This window comes from Variovorax sp. PBL-E5 (assembly GCF_901827185.1).
Lineage (GTDB): Bacteria > Pseudomonadota > Gammaproteobacteria > Burkholderiales > Burkholderiaceae_C > Variovorax.
In genome coordinates, this window is sequence record NZ_LR594671.1 from 4,009,356 (window position 1) to 4,023,905 (window position 14,550).

The 14,550-nt window shown below is 66.8% G+C and carries 18 protein-coding genes; 6 read left to right on the forward strand and 12 right to left on the reverse strand.

All coding sequences use genetic code 11. The annotated features are described in order from the left end of the window. Positions 1-6: 6 nt before the first annotated feature. Genes WDLP6_RS19535 through rsgA form a run of 3 tightly spaced genes read left to right on the forward strand, consistent with a single transcriptional unit; the run spans position 7 to position 2,590 of the window. A complete protein-coding gene (locus WDLP6_RS19535) occupies positions 7-1,278 on the forward strand; it encodes a M48 family metallopeptidase (RefSeq protein WP_162593689.1) in 1,272 nt (423 codons plus the stop codon). 17 nt (positions 1,279-1,295) lie between these two features. Further along, a complete protein-coding gene (locus WDLP6_RS19540; protein ID WP_162593690.1) occupies positions 1,296-1,634 on the forward strand; it encodes a 4a-hydroxytetrahydrobiopterin dehydratase in 339 nt (112 codons plus the stop codon). Positions 1,635-1,651: 17 nt separating this feature from the next. Beyond that, positions 1,652-2,590, forward strand: a complete 939-nt coding sequence (gene rsgA / locus WDLP6_RS19545) for a ribosome small subunit-dependent GTPase A (RefSeq protein ID WP_162593691.1) — start codon at positions 1,652-1,654, stop codon at positions 2,588-2,590. Here rsgA and hisC read toward each other — a convergent pair. The 7 genes from hisC to rpsP form a co-directional block, all read right to left on the reverse strand. Then, the gene (hisC, locus tag WDLP6_RS19550) at positions 2,584-3,693 is read right to left on the reverse strand and encodes a histidinol-phosphate transaminase (protein ID WP_232077134.1); all 1,110 of its coding nucleotides are present in this window, start codon (positions 3,691-3,693) and stop codon (positions 2,584-2,586) included. The genes rsgA and hisC overlap by 7 nt on opposite strands. Next, positions 3,690-4,694: a CobD/CbiB family protein gene (locus WDLP6_RS19555; protein ID WP_162568798.1), complete on the reverse strand. Its 1,005-nt coding sequence runs from the start codon at positions 4,692-4,694 to the stop codon at positions 3,690-3,692. Before WDLP6_RS19555 ends, hisC begins: the two co-directional genes overlap by 4 nt. 46 nt (positions 4,695-4,740) lie before the next feature. Then, entirely contained in the window at positions 4,741-5,457 is a 717-nt protein-coding gene (locus WDLP6_RS19560; RefSeq protein ID WP_162593692.1) for a CoA pyrophosphatase, read from the reverse strand. 169 nt (positions 5,458-5,626) lie between these two features. After that, positions 5,627-6,010, reverse strand: coding sequence for a 50S ribosomal protein L19 (gene rplS / locus WDLP6_RS19565; RefSeq protein ID WP_162568800.1), 384 nt, complete (start codon positions 6,008-6,010; stop codon positions 5,627-5,629). Between the two features lie 89 nt (positions 6,011-6,099). Then, on the reverse strand, positions 6,100-6,846 hold the full coding sequence (trmD, locus tag WDLP6_RS19570; protein WP_162593693.1) for a tRNA (guanosine(37)-N1)-methyltransferase TrmD: 747 nt from the start codon (positions 6,844-6,846) through the stop codon (positions 6,100-6,102). A gap of 18 nt (positions 6,847-6,864) precedes the next feature. Further along, positions 6,865-7,419, reverse strand: coding sequence for a ribosome maturation factor RimM (gene rimM, locus WDLP6_RS19575; protein ID WP_162593694.1), 555 nt, complete (start codon positions 7,417-7,419; stop codon positions 6,865-6,867). Positions 7,420-7,434: 15 nt separating this feature from the next. Next, positions 7,435-7,698, reverse strand: coding sequence for a 30S ribosomal protein S16 (rpsP, locus tag WDLP6_RS19580; RefSeq protein WP_162568803.1), 264 nt, complete (start codon positions 7,696-7,698; stop codon positions 7,435-7,437). A 164-nt stretch (positions 7,699-7,862) separates the two neighbouring features. Here rpsP and WDLP6_RS19585 point away from each other — a divergent pair, with 164 nt between their 5' ends. Together WDLP6_RS19585 and WDLP6_RS19590 are read left to right on the forward strand one after the other, a co-directional pair. After that, positions 7,863-8,384, forward strand: a complete 522-nt coding sequence (locus tag WDLP6_RS19585; protein ID WP_162593695.1) for a GNAT family N-acetyltransferase — start codon at positions 7,863-7,865, stop codon at positions 8,382-8,384. Next, complete coding sequence (locus WDLP6_RS19590; RefSeq protein WP_162593696.1) at positions 8,381-8,827, forward strand: TM2 domain-containing protein; 447 nt, start codon at positions 8,381-8,383, stop codon at positions 8,825-8,827. Before WDLP6_RS19585 ends, WDLP6_RS19590 begins: the two co-directional genes overlap by 4 nt. A 4-nt stretch (positions 8,828-8,831) precedes the next feature. Here the strand turns inward: WDLP6_RS19590 and WDLP6_RS19595 are convergent, their stop codons facing one another. The 5 genes from WDLP6_RS19595 to hda form a co-directional block, all read right to left on the reverse strand. After that, on the reverse strand, positions 8,832-9,842 hold the full coding sequence (locus WDLP6_RS19595) for an inorganic phosphate transporter (RefSeq protein ID WP_162593697.1): 1,011 nt from the start codon (positions 9,840-9,842) through the stop codon (positions 8,832-8,834). 13 nt (positions 9,843-9,855) lie between these two features. Further along, a complete protein-coding gene (locus WDLP6_RS19600) occupies positions 9,856-10,500 on the reverse strand; it encodes a DUF47 domain-containing protein (protein WP_162568807.1) in 645 nt (214 codons plus the stop codon). 88 nt (positions 10,501-10,588) lie between these two features. Next, positions 10,589-11,047: a 2-amino-4-hydroxy-6-hydroxymethyldihydropteridine diphosphokinase gene (gene folK, locus WDLP6_RS19605; protein ID WP_162593698.1), complete on the reverse strand. Its 459-nt coding sequence runs from the start codon at positions 11,045-11,047 to the stop codon at positions 10,589-10,591. Beyond that, a complete protein-coding gene (gene pcnB, locus WDLP6_RS19610; protein ID WP_162593699.1) occupies positions 11,044-12,621 on the reverse strand; it encodes a polynucleotide adenylyltransferase PcnB in 1,578 nt (525 codons plus the stop codon). The genes folK and pcnB overlap by 4 nt, the downstream gene beginning before the upstream one ends. 27 nt (positions 12,622-12,648) lie before the next feature. Continuing rightward, positions 12,649-13,335 (reverse strand): DnaA regulatory inactivator Hda, encoded by a 687-nt coding sequence (hda, locus tag WDLP6_RS19615; protein ID WP_162593700.1) that lies wholly within the window; start codon positions 13,333-13,335, stop codon positions 12,649-12,651. 171 nt (positions 13,336-13,506) lie between these two features. On the opposite strand from hda, the gene purM reads away from it, so the two are divergent. Beyond that, on the forward strand, positions 13,507-14,547 hold the full coding sequence (gene purM / locus WDLP6_RS19620) for a phosphoribosylformylglycinamidine cyclo-ligase (protein WP_162593701.1): 1,041 nt from the start codon (positions 13,507-13,509) through the stop codon (positions 14,545-14,547). Positions 14,548-14,550: the final 3 nt, after the last annotated feature.

Below are 14,550 nucleotides of genomic sequence, written 5' to 3' on the forward strand. Positions count from 1 at the left end.
CGGGTCATGTCCAGCTCTCTTTCCGCCTCCCTCGTTCTGACGCTCGCGTTCGCCTTCGCGCTGACCGCTGGGCTGGCCGTCAAGTTCTGGCTCGCCACGCGGCAGGTGCGCCATGTGGCACGCCATCGCGATGCCGTGCCGGCTGCCTTCGCGCAGGCCATCACGCTCGCAGCCCATCAGAAAGCCGCCGACTACACGGTGGCGAAGACCCGCTTCGGCCTGCTCGAAATGGCATGGAGCGCGACCGTGCTGCTCGGCTGGACCCTGCTGGGCGGCCTCGACATGCTCAACAAGCTGTTGCTGGCCTGGCTCGGCGGCGGCATGCTGCAGCAGCTGGTGCTGCTGGCGGCCTTCGCGCTGATCGGCGGACTGCTCGAGCTGCCGTTCACGCTGTGGCAAACCTTCAGGCTCGAGGAGCGCTTCGGCTTCAACAAGATGACCTGGCGGCTCTGGCTCGCCGATGCGGCCAAGGGTCTGCTGCTGGGCGTGCTGATCGGTCTGCCGATCGCGGCACTCATCCTGTGGCTCATGGGCGCCGCCGGCAGGCTGTGGTGGCTGTGGGCGTGGGGCGCCTGGATGGCGTTCAACCTGCTGCTGATGCTGATCTATCCGAGCTTCATCGCACCGATCTTCAACAAGTTCAAGCCGTTGGACGACGCCGCGCTCAAGCTGCGCGTCAATGCGCTGATGCAGCGCTGCGGCTTCGCGGCCAAGGGCCTGTTCGTGATGGATGGCAGCACGCGCAGCGCGCATGCCAATGCCTATTTCACCGGCTTCGGCGCCAGCAAGCGCGTGGTCTTCTACGACACGCTGCTGCGCCAGCTCAGTGCCGACGAGGTCGAGGCCGTGTTGGCCCACGAGCTGGGCCATTACAAACACCGTCACGTCGTCAAGCGCATGGCTGCGATGTTCGCGCTCAGCCTGGCCGGGTTCGCGCTGCTGGGCTGGCTCTCGGGCCACGCGTGGTTCTATGCCGGCCTCGGCGTGCAGCCCAACATGGCGGCACCCAACGATGCGCTGGCGATCCTGCTGTTCATGCTCGCGGTGCCGGTGTTCGGCTTCTTCGTCGCTCCGCTGCCGGTGCGCATCTCGCGCAAGCACGAGTTCGAGGCCGACGCCTACGCGATCGCGCAGACCAGCGGCGCCGACCTTTCCGCAGCGCTGCTCAAGCTCTACCAGGACAACGCCTCGACGCTGACGCCCGACCCGGTGTTCGTCAAGTTCTACTACTCGCATCCGCCTGCATCCGAGCGCCTGGCGCGCATGGCTGCGGCCTGACTGAAGGAAGGCCCATCATGAGCAGCATGCTGAAGCCCAAGGACTGGAAGACGACTCACCGCCGCGCGCTGAGCGCCACCGAGATCGTGGCCGGCCTGGCCCGGCTCGAAGGCTGGAAGCTCACCGGCGATGGCGCCGATGTCGCGATCGAGAAGACCTTCACTTTCGCGAACTACTTCGAGACCATCGCTTTCGTGAATGCCCTGGCGCTGGTCGCGCACAGGCAGGACCACCATCCGGACCTGTCGGTGCACTACAGCCGCTGTGTCGTGCGCTTCAACACGCATGATGTCGGCGGCATCTCCGCCACCGACTTCGATTGCGCGGCGCAGGCGGATGCCCTGCTGGCCGCCTGAGCGCATGGAAGCCGCCGTTGGCTAAGCAGCGCGGCGCCGCAAGCGCTGCGGCATTGCGCGCAGGGCTGGTCATCGCGAGCCATGGCCGCCACTGCCTCGTCGAAACACCGCAGGGCGATCGCCTGATCTGCCATCCACGCGGCAAGAAGAGCCAGGCCGTCGTCGGCGACCGCGTGCTCTGGCAGGCCAGCGAGGACGAAGGCACCATCGAGCAGGTCAGGCCGCGCAAGAACCTGTTCTATCGCCAGGACGAGATCCGGACCAAGTCCTTCGCGGCCAATCTCGACCAGGTGCTGATCCTCATCGCAGCCGAGCCCGAGTTCTCCGAAACCCAGCTCGCACGCGCACTGATCGCCGCCGCAGCCGAACGCATCGTGCCGGTCATCGCGCTCAACAAGAGCGACCTGGTCAAGCCTTTCGAACGGGCCTGGGCCAGGTTGGCGCCCTACCGCCGCATGAAGTACGACGTGCTTGCGCTGGCATTGACTGCGCAAGGCGAAGCCGACCTCGCCACGCTGACCACGCTGCTCGCGGACAGGACCACGCTCGTGCTGGGCCCCTCCGGCGCGGGCAAGAGCACGCTGATCAATCTGCTGGTGCCCGGCGCGCTGGCGCTGACCGGCGAGATCTCGCAAGCGCTCAACTCGGGCAAGCACACCACGACCAGCACGACGTGGTACTGGGTGGACGCTGCGCGCACCACCGCGCTGATCGACTCGCCCGGCTTCCAGGAATTCGGCCTGCATCACATCGAGGCGATGCAGCTCGCGCACCTGATGCCCGACATCGCCGAGCATGCGTCGGGCTGCAAGTTCTACAACTGCACGCACCTGCACGAGCCGGGATGCGGCGTGATCGCGCAGGTGGAGTCGCCCGGTCGCTCCGGAACGATCAGCGCCTCGCGCTACCGGATCTACGGCGAGCTGTTCGCGGAACTGAGCCGCACGCGCTACTGAGCCGCGCCGAGGATGTCGCCGAGCGCATCGACGAGCGCCGCGCACTGGTCGCGCGTGCCGATGCTGATGCGCAGGTACTGCGCGATGCGCGGCTGGTTGAAATGCCTGACCAGCACCGCGCGTTCGCGCAGCGAGGCCGCGAGACGGGCCGCATCGTGCGCAGCATGCCGGACGAACACGAAATTGGCTTGCGAAGGCAGCACATCGAAGCCGAGGTCTTCCAGCTGCAAGATCAATCCTTCCCGCGTGTCGATCACCGCGTCGCGCGTCTTGATGAACCACGCTTCGTCCTCGAAGGCCGCGATCGCGCCCGCGGTCGCAAGACGGTCGAGCGGATAGGAATTGAAGCTGTTCTTGACGCGCTGAAGACCTTCGACCAGATGCGCCTGGCCGCAAGCGAAGCCGACACGCAGCCCTGCAAGCGAACGCGATTTGGACAGCGTCTGAACGATCAGCAGGTTCGGATACCGGGCGATCAATGGCATCGCGCTTTCTCCGCCGAAATCCACATAGGCCTCGTCCACCAGCACCACGCGACGGGGACACGCATCGAGCAGCTTTTCGATGCGCGCGAGCGGCATCCCGATGCCGGTCGGTGCATTGGGATTTGCCAGCACGATGCCCGCGCAACCGGCTGCAGCACGCGCAGCCAGCGCATCGGCATCGATGCGCAGACCCTGATCGACCGGCTGCAGCTCGCAGTCGATGCCGTAGAGCTGCGCGTAGACGCGATAGAAGCTGTAGCTGATGTCAGGCATCAGCAAGGGCTCGGCCTGCTGGAAGAAGGCGAAGAAGGCATGGGCCAGTACTTCGTCGGAGCCGTTGCCGGCGAACACCTGCGCGGACGCGAGACCGTAGCGCGCCGCAATCGCCTCGCGCAGCGCGACCGATTCGGGATCGGGATAGCGCTCGAGTCCGTTGGCGGCCGCGGCCTGAACGGCATCGATCACGCGCGGCGACGGCGGATAGGGGTTCTCGTTGGTGTTCAGCTTGACGAGCTTCGCGATGCGCGGCTGCTCGCCGGGAACATAAGGCTCCAGCGCGCCGATGCGCGGACTCCAGAAACCGGGGACGCCACGCGAGGCCGACACGGCTTCGCTCACCCCAGCAATCGCGCCAGGGTGAGCAGCGCGAGCAGCACCATCCACATCACGACCGAACGCCAGACCAGCCCGACGACGCTGCGCAGATGCGCCGGCTCGGGCTCGCGTCCCGGCGTGCTGCCGCTGTCGGGGCCGCGGCCGCCGGCGAAGGAATCGCCGGCCTGCGCACGCGACAACGGATCGGCGAGCACCGGCGCCGCGCTCAGCGTGCCGCCGCCGAGCCTCACGTTCACCGCGCCCGAGGTCGCGGCGAGGATCACGCCATCGTTCTCGTTGGGAAAGCGCCGCGCATCGTTGCGCCAACAGTCGATCGCCTCCTCGAAACTGCCGACGACGGCGAAGCCGAGCGCCGTGATGCGCGCGGGCAGCCAGTCGATCAAGGTCCAGGCGCGCCTTGCAGCCTGCTGGACCCAGATGCTGGAGGGCTGCATCGAAGCACCGTTCTTGTGGATCCAGTAGCGAGAAACGAATTCGCTCATGCGGTAGAACACCGCGCCGGCCGGCCCGAGACCGATCGCGGCCAGGACCGAGAACCAGGCGAGCACGCCGAACACATGCCGGTGCGCCGCGATGACCGAATGCTCGATCACATGCCGCACGATTTCGCTGCGCGGCAGATCGGCCGCATCGACATGCTGCCAGTGCGCGAGCAACGAGCGGGCGAGAGGCTCGTCACCCTCGTCGAGCGCGTCGCGAATACCGGTGAAGTGATGGCTGAACTGCCGGAAGCCGAGCGTGACGTACAGCACCGCAATGCTCCAGAGCACCGCGAACGGCAGGCCCAGGGTCAGAACGAGCAACCAGTGCACACCGAGCACGATCAGCGTCGGCATGAGCACCGCCAGGCACCAGGCCACCCAGCCATGGTGCGGCTTGCCCGCGTCGAAATTGCGGCTGGTCCAGCGCGTCCATGCGAGCACGCCGCCGTAGACGGGGTTGTGGTACGCGAGCGGCCGCACCTGCTCGATCAGCAACGCGCACAGGATCGCAAAGAAGCTCATCCGTGGATTCTAGGGTGAGCCCTCCGCGCGCCGCCCATGGACGGATCTATGCCGAAAGAAAGCGGTAGAGATTGCGCAGCATGCCGGCCGTCGCGCCCCAGACGAAGCGCTCACGAGTGCCATCCTGGTAGGGCATGGACAACCATTCACGCGAGCCGAGATCGGGATCGATCCGCACATGGCGCCGATGGTTCGCGGGATTCATCAGATAAGCGAAAGGCACCTCGAAAGCGTCGGCGACTTCATGGGGATTGAGGGTCAGCTCGAAATCCGGACGCACGAGGGCGACTACCGGCGTCACGACGAAGGCGGTCACCGTGGTGTAGGTCGGCAGGCTGCCCAGCACCTCGATGTGGTCAGCCGAGAGGCCGACCTCCTCCCACGCTTCACGCAGCGCGGCGGCGGCGATATTGGCATCTTCGGGGTCGACCCGTCCACCAGGGAAAGCGACCTGGCCCGAGTGCGTGGACAAATGGGTCGTCCGCTCGGTGAGCAGGATCGTCGGCTCGTCCCTCATCACGATCGGCACGAGCACGGCGGCTTGTGCCGGCATGCGGTCCGTCAGTTGGGGTTCACGCCGCAGTTCGGGCGCCCAGACGGGAGGCGTGGCAAAGCGCGCTCGCAGGGCACGTGCGGTGAGCCTTGCGGGCGGAACCGCCGGCAACGCCGAATCGATGCCGATCACCGGAGCCTGGCGCGGGTCGAACGATCTCAGTGCCGACGGCAGGATGGCGTTGATGGTTTCGACGGAGGAAGCGCGCATGGCGGGCGATGGATCGGTCAAGAAAGAAAACGGGTCAAGTAAAACGCAGAAACGGCGCCGGCGCGACACGCAGCACCACAACATAAATCACGCTTGCCTCGCTGCGGCACGGGGCCAATGCAAAAAGCCGCCTCGAACGGCGGCTTTTTGCGAGGCAGGCAGGCACTGCTTATTGAGCGGCCGAGGCTGCCGACGACTTGCCGGGCAGCTTTTCCTTGATGCGAGCCGAACGGCCGCTGCGCTCGCGCAGGTAGTACAGCTTGGCGCGGCGCACATCGCCGCGGCGCTTGACTTCGATGCCGGCGATCAGCGGGCTGTAGGTCTGGAAGGTGCGTTCCACGCCTTCGCCGCTGGAGATCTTGCGCACCGTGAAGCCGCTGTTGAGGCCGCGGTTGCGCTTGGCGATCACCACGCCTTCGTAGGCCTGCACGCGCTTGCGGGTGCCTTCGACGACGCTCACGCTGACGATGACGGTATCGCCGGGCATGAAATCGGGGATCTTCTTGCCGAGCCGGGCGATTTCTTCCTGCTCGAGGGTCTGGATGAGGTTCATGATTTCCTGGATTCGATCGTGCTCGCGCTACACAAAAGGCGCCTTCGAAAGAGTCGACGCGGCCGGGCAGAGGATCGGGGAACCAAAGATTATAGCTTTTTCCGGAGTGCCTTCTCATCGAGTTGGCTGAGCCGGCCCGCAGCGCGCGCCGCGTCGATCAGATCGGGTCGCTTTTGCCGGGTGATTGCCAGCCGCTGGTCACGCCGCCAGCGCTCGATCTGCACGTGATGGCCGGACAGCAGCACCGCCGGCACGCCCTCGCCGTTCCATTGCTCCGGCCGGGTGTAATGGGGGCAATCCAGCAAGCCATCGAGCGCGGGATTGAAGCTGTCCTGGACATGACTGGCTTCGTCGCCGAGCACGCCCGGCTGCAGCCGGGCGACCGCGTCCAGCAGCGCCATGGCAGCAACCTCGCCGCCCGACAGCACGAAATCGCCCAGGCTGATCTGGTGCGTGACGCGCGCGTCGATGAAGCGCTGGTCGATGCCCTCGTAGCGGCCGCAGACCAGAACGGCGCCCTCGCTTGCCGACCATCGCTCGACAGCCTCGTGGCGCAGGCTTTCGCCGATTGGCGAGAACAGCACCACGGGCGCCGGGGCCGCACGCGCTGCCAGCGCGGCATCGAGACAGGCCGACAGCGGCTCGGCCATCATCACCATGCCGGGACCACCACCGAAAGGCCGGTCGTCGACGCGCCGGTAGTTGCCTTCGGCGAAGTCGCGCGGATTCCAGAGCACGACCTCGACCTGCTTCGATTCAAAGGCGCGGCGCGTGACACCGCTCGCCAGAAAGGGCGTGAAGAGTTCGGGAAACAGGGTGATGACGTCGAAGCGCATGGCGCCGCCCCTGCCCGCTCAATAGTCCGGCTGCCAGTCGACCGTGATCAGCCGGCCGGACAGATCGACCTTGTCGACGAAGGCCGAGACGAAGGGCACCATGCGCTCGACGGGCTTGCCGTCCTCCTGGGCTGCCAGCACCAGCGTGGTCTGCGGGCCGGTGGCGAGCAGTTCGCGCACGGTGCCAAGCACGATGCCTTCGCGGTTCACGACCGAAAGCCCGATGAGGTCGACCCAGTAGTACTCGTCCTCGGCTGCCGTGGGAAAGCTCGAACGCGGCACGAACACCCGCGCGCCGCGCAGCGCTTCGGCCGCGTTGCGGTCCGCCACGTCTTCCGACGAGGCGACGATGCAATCGGAGTGTTCCTTGGCCTCGCGGATCGCGAGCCGGAATGCGCTGGCCGTCTTGGCGCCCGGCGGCTGCAGAAACCAGCGCTTGGAGGAAAAAAGCGCCTCGGGACTGGCGCTGTGGGGCAGGACCTTGAACCAGCCCTTGATGCCCCAGGCGTCGGCGATGCGCGCCACTTCGATCGCGTCCGCCGGCAATTCGGCGGCTTCGAGGGTGGGCAGCATCGCCGGGCCGGCGGCTTAGGCTGCCGCCTTGGGCGCCGCGTCGGCGGCTTGCTTGATCAGACGGTGGACGGTCGGCGAGGCTTGCGCACCGACGCTCTTCCAGTAGGTCAGGCGATCCTGCGCGATGCGGATGCTTTCTTCGTTTTCCTTGGCCGTCGGGTTGTAGAAACCCAGGCGTTCGATGAAGCGGCCATCGCGGCGAACACGCTTGTCCGACACAACGATGTTGAAGAACGGACGGCCTTTGGAGCCGCCGCGGGAGAGTCGAATGACGACCATGATTTATCCTTCGGGTGGTGCAGCAAACCGAGAAGGTTCGCCCACGGTGTTCTTCCAGCGTCGAGACACGCGACATGGCCACCCGGCCAGCGACACGCTGAAAAGCCCACGATTATAGCCCGCTCCACTTTTTCAACCACCCTGGCAGCGCCAAGCGCCCCCGAATGACCACCATCCGCCCCAGCCGCGACGAAGACGTCGCGGCCATCACGACCATCTATGCCCACCATGTGCTGCACGGCACGGGCACCTTCGAGACCGAGCCCCCCACCGAGGCCGACATGGCAGCCCGCCGCGCCGATGTGCTGTCGAAGAACCTGCCGTACCTCGTCGCCGAAAGCGAGGGCGAGCTGCTCGGCTTCGCCTACTGCAACTGGTTCAAGCCACGCCCGGCCTATCGATTCTCGGCCGAGGACTCGATCTACCTGGCCGAAGGCGCGCGGGGCCAGGGCCTCGGCACGCAACTGCTGGCGGCGCTGTCAAAGGCCGCCGAATCCGTCGGCGTGCGCAAGCTCATCGCGGTGATCGGCGACTCCGCCAACGCGGGGTCGGTCGGGGTTCACCGCGCCCAGGGCTTCAGCCACGTCGGCGTGCTCAAGGACTGCGGCTGGAAGTTCGGCGAGTGGCGCGACGTCGTGCTGATGGAAAAGGTTCTGGGCGAAGGCAGCTCGACGAGGCCCGAATGAAGAACAAGACCCTGACGGCCTGGCTGGCCTTTCTTGGCGGCCCGCTGGGCCTGCATTGCTTCTACCTTGGCGGCTTCGGCAGCGTCCTGGGGTGGCTGCTCCCGATCCCCACCGCACTCGGCCTGTATGGCCTCGAACGCGTCAAGCAGTTCGGCATGGACGACGGCCTGAGCTGGGTACTGATTCCACTCCTGGGCTTCACCATCGCGGGCTGTGCCCTGACCGCCATCGTCTACGGACTGATGACGCCCGAAAAATGGAACGCACGCTACAACGCCGGCCAGCCGCTCGAAAGTGCCGCAGGCAGCACCAACTGGCTCACGATCGGCGCCATCGTGCTGGCGCTGATGATCGGCAGCACGGTTCTCATGGCCAGCATCGCCTTCAGCTTCCAGCGCTACTTCGAGAACCAGGTCGAAGAAGGCCGGTTGATGTCCCAGTAGTGCGTCAGAACACCTGGATCCCGATCCAGTAGGCGATCGCCGCCACGAAGGCCGACGCCGGGATCGTGAAGATCCAGGCCCACACGATATTGCCCGCCACGCCCCAGCGCACCGCGCTGGCGCGCTGCGTCGAGCCGACGCCGACGATGGCGCCGGTGATGGTGTGCGTGGTCGACACGGGAATGCCCAATGCCGTGGCCAGGAACAAGGTCAGTGCGCCACCGGTCTCGGCGCAGAAGCCGCCCACGGGCTTGAGCTTGGTGATCTTCTGGCCCATGGTCTTGACGATGCGCCAGCCGCCGAACATGGTGCCGAGCGCGATTGCCGTGTAGCAGGCCACGATCGTCCAGGTCGGCGGATTGGCCGCATCGGCGGCCGCATAGCCGGTCGCGATCAGCAGCATCCAGATGATGCCGATCGTCTTCTGCGCATCGTTGCCGCCATGGCCGAGGCTGTAGGCGCCGGCCGAAATGATCTGCAGGCGCCGGAACCAGCGGTCGACGCGCGACGGCGTCGAGGTCCTGAACACCCAGGCCACCACGACCATCATGAACGAGCCGAGAAAGAAGCCGAGCAGCGGCGAGATGAAGATGAACGCCACCGTCTTCCAGATGCCCGAGGCGATCAGCGCACCCGAGCCGGCCTTGGCGATCACGGCGCCCACGATGCCGCCGATGAGCGCATGCGAGGAGCTGCTCGGAATGCCGTAGTACCAGGTAACGAAGTTCCAGCTGATGGCGCCGACCAGCGCGCCGAACACGACGTGCACGTCGACGACGCCCGGCTGCACGATCCCCTTGCCGACAGTGGCCGCGACGCTCAGATGAAAGACGAAGATCGCGACCAGGTTGAAGAAGGCCGCGAACACCACCGCCTGCCCGGGCTTGAGGACGCCGGTCGACACGACGGTGGCGATCGAATTCGCCGCGTCGTGGAAGCCGTTCATGAAATCGAAGGCGATGGCCAACACCACCAGCGCCACCACCACCCAGAGGGCGACCTGAACCGTTGCCATTCGCCGTCCGTGCTCAGGAATTCTCGAGGACGATGCCCTCGATGACGTTGGCGACATCCTCGCACTTGTCGGTGATCGTTTCGAGCAATTCGTAGATGGCCTTCAGCTTGAGGACCTCGCGAACGTCGGGCTCTTCGCGAAACAGCTTGCTCATGGCGCTGCGCATCACGCGGTCGGCGTCGGATTCGAGCCGGTCGATTTCCTCGCAGGCCTTGAGCGTGGCTTCGGCCGTGGCCGGGTCGGTGATCTTGGAGAGGAACTTGACCGCGTCCTTGACGCGTTCGCAGCATTTCACGCTGAGCGTCGTGAGGCGGGTGATCTCCTCGGTCATGTGGCGCACGTCGTAGAGCGCCATGGTCTCGGCCGAGTCCTGGATCAGGTCGGCCACGTCGTCCATCGTGTTGATCAGCTTGTGGATCTGCTCGCGATCGATCGGCGTGATGAAGGTCTTGTGAATCAGCCGGTTGACGTCGTGCGTCACGCGGTCGGCCGCGCGCTCTGCGTTGTCGACATCGCGGTTGTACTGTTCGCGCAGGTGCAAGTCGTTGTAGTTGGCCACCAGTTGCTCGAACGCGCGCGCGGCTTCGACGATGCGGTCGGCGTGCTGGTTGAACATCTCGAAAAAATTCCCCTCGCGGGGCAGCAGCTTGCCGAACATGGCGATCTCCTGGATTCGCGGCCATCACATGCGCGTGACGCCATCGTGAAAAACCGCGCAAGTGTAATGGGCGGGGCCGGCGTCGGCCTCAGAGCCGCTCGATGCGCTGGTCCGCCACCTGCGCCAGCTGACCGGGCGTGACCAGCTCGGGCGCGATCTCGGCCAGCGGCAGAAGCACGAAGGCGCGCTGCGCGATGCGCGGATGCGGCAGCGTGAGCGTCGCCGTGTCGATCACGGCATCGCCATGGCGCAGCAGGTCGAGGTCGAGGGTGCGCGGCGCGTGACGGTAGGGGCGCTCGCGGCCTGCGCCGAGTTCGAGGCGCTGGAGTGCGGCAAGCAGCGCATGCGCGTCCATCGCGGTATCGAGCCCGACCACCGCATTGATGAAATCCGGTCCGCCGGCATCGACAGGCGCGCTGCGGTACAGCGAGGACCGCGACGCGACGCGGGTGCGCGGCAGCCCGTTCAGATCCTGCATCGCTCGGGTCACCGTCGCGCGCGCGTCGCCGAGGTTGGCGCCGATGGCGACGTAGGCCCGGATCGTCATTCGGCGGCAGCGCTGCCGGCTTCGCCGCCGCCGCCGCCGGTGCGCGGCTTGCGCCGGCGGCGTCGCTTGCGGGGCGCCGTGGCGAGTTCGCCGTCCGGCGGCAGCGCCGCCTCGTCGGCCTGCGCCGCTGGCGCGCTGGCCGGCGCCGCATCCGCTGCCCGTGCGGGCACCCGCTGGCGCGTGCGCTTGTGCTGCTCGTCGCGCACCTGTTCCATCAGGTCCTGCCGGCGCACGTCGTCGGCCGTGCTGAATTCCTGCCACCACTCGGCGATTGCCTCGCCGATCTCGCCGACATCCGCGCGCAGCCGCATGAAGTCGAAGGCCGCGCGAAAGCGTGCCTGCTCGACCAGGCTGTAGGGCGTGGCACCGCTGCGCTTGTCGAAGCGCGGCTGCATCATCCAGATCTCGCGCATGTCGGCCGCGAGCTTGCCGCGACCGGACACGTCGCCGATGCGCGAATTGAACACGTCGTCGATGGCGTCCTGCAGCGCGGGAAACGCGGGCTGCGAGCGCTGGCCGTTGCGGCCTTCGATGCGCTGCGCCCAGCCGTCGCGCACATCGGCCCACAGCACGCAGGCCAGCAGGAAGCTCGGCGCCACCGGCTTTCCCTCGCCGACGCGGCGGTCGGTGTCGAGCAGCGCGGCCTTGACGAAAGGCTGGTCGGCACGCTCCACCACCACGTCGAGCAGCGGATAGATGCCGGTCGCCAGGCCGAGCTTGCGCAATTGCGCCACCGTCGCGATCGAGTGACCGGTCTGCAGCAGCTTGAGCATCTCGTCGAACAGCCGGCTTTGGGGCACGTCGGCCAGCAGCCGGCTCGACTCGACCAGCGGCGCCGCCGTCTTGGGCTCGAGCTTGAAGCCGAGCGCGGCGAGCTTGGCCGAAAAGCGGATCGCGCGAATGATGCGCACCGGATCCTCGCGGTAGCGCGTGATCGGATCGCCGATCATGCGCAGCGTGAGCTTGTTCGCGTCCTTGATGCCGTTGTGATAGTCGACCACCACCTGGCTGGCCGGGTCGTAGTACATCGCGTTGACGGTGAAGTCGCGGCGCGCGGCATCCTCTTCCTGCGGACCCCAGACGTTGTCGCGCAGCACCCGGCCGCTGGCGTCGACGGCGTGCTTCATGCCGGCGAGCTCGCTCTTGCTGGTGCGCTCGTTGCCCGCCACCTGCTCGGCGCCCACGCTTTCCATGTAGGCGCGGAAGGTCGAGACCTCGATCACCTCGTGCTCGCGCCCGCGGCCGTACACCACGTGAACGATGCGAAAGCGCCGACCGATGATGAAGGCGCGGCGAAACAGGCTCTTCACCTGTTCGGGCGTGGCGTTGGTGGCGACGTCGAAGTCCTTCGGCCTGAGGCCGAGCAGCAGGTCGCGCACGGCGCCGCCGACCACGTAGGCCTCGTAGCCCGCATCCTGCAGCGTGGTGACCACGTTCCTGGCGCGTTCGTCGACCAGGGACGGATCGATGCCGTGCACCGACGCGGCCACCTCCTGGCGCTTGCCAAAGCGGTTCTTGCTGGAAGCGGCATCAGCGGATTTGCCGAGGAGTTTGTCGATGAATTTCTTGATCATTGGAGAGAGGAGACGCAACGCGCGCCCTTATTCATTTTCGAGCATCGACCGGATCAGTGGGATGGTGATGGCGCGCTGGGTCTGCAGCGCATAGCCGTCGAGTTGCGTGAGCAGCTCCATCAGGCTGCCGAGATCACGGCTGAAGCGATGCAGCATGTAATCGAGCACCTCGTCCGACAGCATCACGCCGCGATCGTCCGCGGCCTGGCGCAGCACGGCACGCCGCTCGGTTTCGCTCAGCACCTGCAAGTGGAACACATGGCCCCAGCCGAGGCGCGTGCGCAGGTCCTCGCGCAGCGGCAGGTCGGCCGGCGGCACGGTGCCCGCCGCCACCACGCCGCGCTGCAGCGTCTGCGCATTGACGAACCAGTTGAAGGCCGCGTGCTGCTGCACCGCGGTGTAGAGATGCACGTCGTCGAACAGCACGGCACCCCAGCGGTCATCGAACTCGGGAGGGTCCATCACCCCGGCATGCAACCACCCGGTGCTCGCGCCCTGCTCGCGCAAGGCGCTGCGCACCGCTTCGAGCAGGTGTGTCTTGCCGCTGCCGCCCTCGCCCCACAGGTAGGTGGGCACCGGCGAATGGAGCGTGGGCGAGCGCGCATCGCCCACCCAGAGCGTCAGATGCCGCAGCGCGGGCTCGTTCGGCCCGGCAAAGAAACCCGCCAGCGTCGGACCGGACGCGATGCCGATGTCGAGCGCAAGCTGCTTCATGCCATGGCCGCTGCGAGCGGCTGGGGTGGCGCGGATGACGCGAAACGAGGGTTCATGGGACAGGGCATGGCCGCCCTTAAAATCGTGAGGAATTCTATCGGCCCGACCACTGCGGTTGCCGGCGTCATTGTCCTCCTGTTCGACCTTCCCCTCTTTCGTCCGCCCGACCCCATGAACTCCAACCCGACCACCCCGCTCAGCTACAAGGACGCCGGCGTCGACATCGATGCCGGCGACGCGCTGGTCGATCGCATCAAGCCGCTGGCGAAAAAAACGATGCGCGAGGGCGTGCTGGCCGGCATCGGCGGCTTCGGCGCCCTGTTCGAAGTGCCCAAGCGCTACAAGGAACCCGTGCTGGTGAGCGGCACCGACGGCGTCGGCACCAAGCTCAAGCTCGCCTTCGAGTGGAACATGCACGACACGGTGGGCATCGACCTCGTGGCCATGAGCGTGAACGACGTGCTGGTGCAGGGCGCCGAGCCGCTGTTCTTCCTCGACTACTTCGCCTGCGGCAAGCTCGATGTCGACACAGCCGCCGCCGTGGTCGGTGGCATCGCGCGCGGCTGCGAGCTGAGCGGCTGCGCGCTGATCGGCGGCGAGACGGCCGAAATGCCTGGCATGTACCCGGCCGGCGAATACGACCTCGCGGGCTTCGCAGTCGGCGCGGTCGAAAAGTCGTTGATCCTCACGGGCCAGGACGTCAAGCCGGGCGACGTGGTACTGGGCCTGGCTTCGGCCGGCGTGCATTCCAACGGCTTCAGCCTGGTGCGCAAGGTGATCGAGCGTGCCGACAAGGATCTGCCCGCGACGCTCGACGGCCGCCCCTTCCGCGAAGCCGTGATGGCGCCGACCCGGCTCTATGTGAAGCCCGTTCTCGCCGCGCTGGCGAAGCACCCGATCAAGGCCCTGGCGCACATCACGGGCGGTGGCCTGCTCGAAAACATCCCGCGCGTGCTGCCCGAGGGCACGGCCGCGCACCTGCGCAAGGGCAGCTGGCCACAGAGCGAGCTGTTCGCCTGGCTGCAGAAAGTGGCCGGCATCGACGACATCGAGATGAACCGCACCTTCAACAACGGCATCGGCATGGTGGTCGTGATCACCGCCGCCGAAGCGGCCGCCTGCGCGGCGACGCTGCGGGCGGCCGGCGAGACGGTGCACGAGATCGGCACCATCGCCGAGCGCGGCGCCGGCGCCGCGGTGGTCGTTGCCTGAGCC

Bases quoted from the DNA above. Each gene is read 5' to 3' on its own strand.
- WDLP6_RS19535 (WP_162593689.1), top strand. From the start codon at position 7: ATGTCCAGCTCTCTTTCCGCCTCCCTCGTTCTGACGCTCGCGTTCGCC.
- WDLP6_RS19540 (WP_162593690.1), top strand. From the start codon at position 1,296: ATGAGCAGCATGCTGAAGCCCAAGGACTGGAAGACGACTCACCGCCGC.
- WDLP6_RS19555 (WP_162568798.1), bottom strand. From the start codon at position 4,694: ATGAGCTTCTTTGCGATCCTGTGCGCGTTGCTGATCGAGCAGGTGCGG.
- WDLP6_RS19560 (WP_162593692.1), bottom strand. From the start codon at position 5,457: ATGCGCGCTTCCTCCGTCGAAACCATCAACGCCATCCTGCCGTCGGCA.
- rplS (WP_162568800.1), bottom strand. From the start codon at position 6,010: ATGAACCTCATCCAGACCCTCGAGCAGGAAGAAATCGCCCGGCTCGGC.
- trmD (WP_162593693.1), bottom strand. From the start codon at position 6,846: ATGCGCTTCGACGTCATCACCCTGTTTCCCGAACTCTTCACGCCCTTT.
- rimM (WP_162593694.1), bottom strand. From the start codon at position 7,419: ATGCTGCCCACCCTCGAAGCCGCCGAATTGCCGGCGGACGCGATCGAA.
- rpsP (WP_162568803.1), bottom strand. From the start codon at position 7,698: ATGGTCGTCATTCGACTCTCCCGCGGCGGCTCCAAAGGCCGTCCGTTC.
- WDLP6_RS19585 (WP_162593695.1), top strand. From the start codon at position 7,863: ATGACCACCATCCGCCCCAGCCGCGACGAAGACGTCGCGGCCATCACG.
- WDLP6_RS19590 (WP_162593696.1), top strand. From the start codon at position 8,381: ATGAAGAACAAGACCCTGACGGCCTGGCTGGCCTTTCTTGGCGGCCCG.
- WDLP6_RS19595 (WP_162593697.1), bottom strand. From the start codon at position 9,842: ATGGCAACGGTTCAGGTCGCCCTCTGGGTGGTGGTGGCGCTGGTGGTG.
- WDLP6_RS19600 (WP_162568807.1), bottom strand. From the start codon at position 10,500: ATGTTCGGCAAGCTGCTGCCCCGCGAGGGGAATTTTTTCGAGATGTTC.
- folK (WP_162593698.1), bottom strand. From the start codon at position 11,047: ATGACGATCCGGGCCTACGTCGCCATCGGCGCCAACCTCGGCGACGCG.
- pcnB (WP_162593699.1), bottom strand. From the start codon at position 12,621: ATGATCAAGAAATTCATCGACAAACTCCTCGGCAAATCCGCTGATGCC.
- hda (WP_162593700.1), bottom strand. From the start codon at position 13,335: ATGAAGCAGCTTGCGCTCGACATCGGCATCGCGTCCGGTCCGACGCTG.
- purM (WP_162593701.1), top strand. From the start codon at position 13,507: ATGAACTCCAACCCGACCACCCCGCTCAGCTACAAGGACGCCGGCGTC.